The sequence below is a fragment of the Bathymodiolus platifrons methanotrophic gill symbiont genome, assembly GCF_002189065.1.
In the GTDB taxonomy this organism is placed as follows: domain Bacteria; phylum Pseudomonadota; class Gammaproteobacteria; order Methylococcales; family Methylomonadaceae; genus Methyloprofundus.
On the sequence record NZ_BDMN01000559.1, the window covers coordinates 1 to 1389 of the forward strand.

Annotated in this window: 3 protein-coding genes; all 3 read right to left on the minus strand. The window is 39.2% G+C overall.

Annotated elements, in window-relative coordinates; genetic code table 11:
* Positions 1–301: 301 nt before the first annotated feature.
* Positions 302–652 (minus strand): zf-TFIIB domain-containing protein, encoded by a 351-nt coding sequence (locus CDZ78_RS20450; protein ID WP_087871588.1) that lies wholly within the window; start codon positions 650–652, stop codon positions 302–304.
* Positions 652–1125 (minus strand): SHOCT domain-containing protein, encoded by a 474-nt coding sequence (locus CDZ78_RS20455; RefSeq protein ID WP_244559318.1) that lies wholly within the window; start codon positions 1123–1125, stop codon positions 652–654. The genes CDZ78_RS20450 and CDZ78_RS20455 overlap by 1 nt, the downstream gene beginning before the upstream one ends.
* Positions 1126–1146: 21 nt before the next feature.
* A partial coding sequence (locus CDZ78_RS20460; protein ID WP_444979200.1) for an ISAzo13-like element transposase-related protein occupies positions 1147–1389 on the minus strand: 243 nt, incomplete at its 5' end.

The window sequence follows — 1389 nt, forward strand, 5'->3', positions numbered from 1 at the left end:
AATTCACTGACGATTTCACGCGGCTTTAGATAAGTCCACCTAATAGATGAATTCATTGGATTGCCTGCTGTATGCTGTTGAAGAATATCTAAAAAGTCTTGATCTATTCCACTGCTGAAGTTTCCCAATTATTGAGTAGCTGAAATACACAATGCTGGTGTATCGAGGTTTATTTTAGGTGGTTTTGCCATGTTTATAGCAAACCCCTACTTAATCCCCCTTAGGCAATAGCATTTGAAACGAATGAAAAGACTATTTTTTTCATATAGTTGTAGCATAGTTTCAATTTTACCATAAATAATTATTGGGAAACTTCAGTTGTCTGATAACGATCACTATTAATATTATCTATATGCGCTCTATTAATTGCCGCTATATGACTCACTGAATGATCTAGTAATGTTTCCAGCTCGTGTAAATCAAAAAACAATCCAAAACAAACTGCACACCGCTCGATAAGAACAGCCTCGTCTAATTGAATTTGAATCGTTTGCAAGGGCTTATCGCAATGCGGACAAATTCTATCCGAGACTTTTTGGTAAATAGAATAATTATGCTTTGCATGCAAGTCTACATCATTACGGACCCCGCAATATTGGCAACGGTTAGTATTCGCCAATAATGGTGCTGAACAGCTTTTACATCTAGCCATTAAAAGCTATCCAGAATTTCTTTTTTCTTCGCCTGGTATTCATCTTCTGAAATTAATTCTGCCTGATACATTTTTTTTAATTGCGCTAGTTTTTGCATAGCATCAGCACCAGAATCTATATTCGAACCATCACCAGGCGTAGGAATATTAGCGCCCATCGCTTGCGACATCATCTGCCCCATACCCATGCCGGCTCCCATTCCCATACCTAAACCTGCGCCACCGCCTTCATTTCTAGCTGCTTCACGCATTGCCTCTAACTGTTGAATGCGCGTATAGTCTAGCCCTGCTGCCTTGGCCGCCTGGACTTCAGCTGTTACATTCGCAATTCTATTGACCCGCTTTAAAGTATCTGCATCGAAGTCGGTTCCTTCAATACGAAAATCGGTAATGGCAAAACCCAATTTCGAAAATTCCTGCTGCAATCTAGTATCCATCCCCGCAGCTATTTCTTCACGATTAGGAATAAGCACGAAACAACTTCCCGATATTAATTATTCTTGAGGAATTGCACGGTAATTCCATTTTGGTAAATGTGTATCAAATACAATCGGCATTATTTCTTTGAAGTCAGCGGCATATTTTCGTCCTGTCTCGTATATTTTGTCGAGTATGTGAACAATTGTTGTTAGTCCTTTTGACGTTGATGTTCTAGAAATCAATGTTTTAACTGTTTCAACCGAGTCAAATACAACACCTTCACAAGCACGAGTCACATGAGGAAAAAAACGATGTTC

Coding starts and splice junctions, on each gene's coding strand:
- CDZ78_RS20450 (WP_087871588.1), bottom strand. CDS start 652: ATGGCTAGATGTAAAAGCTGTTCAGCACCATTATTGGCGAATACTAAC.